At 38.8% G+C, this 1,035-nt stretch carries 2 protein-coding genes; both read right to left on the reverse strand.

Going from position 1 to position 1,035, the window contains the following annotated elements; all coding sequences use genetic code 11:
- Positions 1-11: 11 nt before the first annotated feature.
- The gene (locus ACM0OZ_RS48960; protein WP_414590180.1) at positions 12-614 is read right to left on the reverse strand and encodes an IS630 family transposase; all 603 of its coding nucleotides are present in this window, start codon (positions 612-614) and stop codon (positions 12-14) included.
- Positions 586-1,035, reverse strand: a 450-nt coding sequence (locus tag ACM0OZ_RS48965; protein ID WP_414590181.1) for a helix-turn-helix domain-containing protein, incomplete at its 5' end; no start/stop codon positions are given. The genes ACM0OZ_RS48965 and ACM0OZ_RS48960, both read right to left, overlap by 29 nt.

The following is a 1,035-nucleotide window of genomic DNA, read 5'->3' on the forward strand; positions in this document are numbered from 1 at the left end:
TATAGCGGTTCTCACTTGGCTGCAATACAATAACCACAATGTTTAAACCAGCCAATAATGTCACTCAAATTAACAGTTTCAAAAGCCTCTGTAATCGCTTTATCTAAATCCTCATACGTACGGGCTGCAATTGAACGTAGAAATTCTTTCATCTTTGACCAACAATTTTCAATTGGAGAAAAATCAGGCGAATACGGTGATAAATAAACTAAGTGTGCACCGACCGCCTCAATCGCTTCTTGAATTCCTGCAACTTTATGAGAGCTAAAATTATCCATTACTACACACGCTCCTTTCCAAAGATTAGGAACCAAGACTTGTTCAATATAAGTTTGAAATGCTATTTTATCCGTTCCGCCTTTAAAGGTCATTGCTCCAACGATTCCACGTAAAGCGATCGCCCCAATTACTGTCACATTTTTACCCCGCTTATCTGGGCGAGCACCATGCGCCCTTTTTCCCTTAAGTGCTCTGGCATACAGTCTTGTCATGGCTATGTTGACACCTGATTCGTCAACAAACACCAAGTTGTTCCAGTCAAATGTACGGATAACTTCCCAGAACTCTTGTCTTAGTTTTTTGACTCTATCCGTATCTTGTTCTGCCGCGTGCAAGGTTTTTTTTTCTGGTTAATTGCAGCTTTTGTAAAGTTCTCCCCATTGCGGCTCGGCTAATTTTTACCTGACTTTTTAATTCCATTTGTACGCATAACTCTTCTAAGGTTGCATCGTTATTTTCTTCTACCATTTTTTCTAAAATCGGATAATGTTCATCTTTTATTTTGGCTGGATTACCACCTTTATGTGGCAATGGTTCTATACTTCCTGTATCTAAATAACGCCCTAATAATGTTTGTACAAAGCTCAGACTTACATGAAAGCGTTTCGCAAGCTTTCGATATGAACCTTCTCTATTACAGTAGGCATAGATAATTTTTTGACGTAGGTCTCGGTCGTAAGCCTTCATAAAGATATGATTGATATACCCTCGTTTAATTTTACCAGAATGTATTAGACCCAACCGAGAACCGCTATA

The sequence above is a fragment of the Scytonema sp. PCC 10023 genome (assembly GCF_963920835.1).
Classification (GTDB): domain Bacteria; phylum Cyanobacteriota; class Cyanobacteriia; order Cyanobacteriales; family Nostocaceae; genus Kalymmatonema.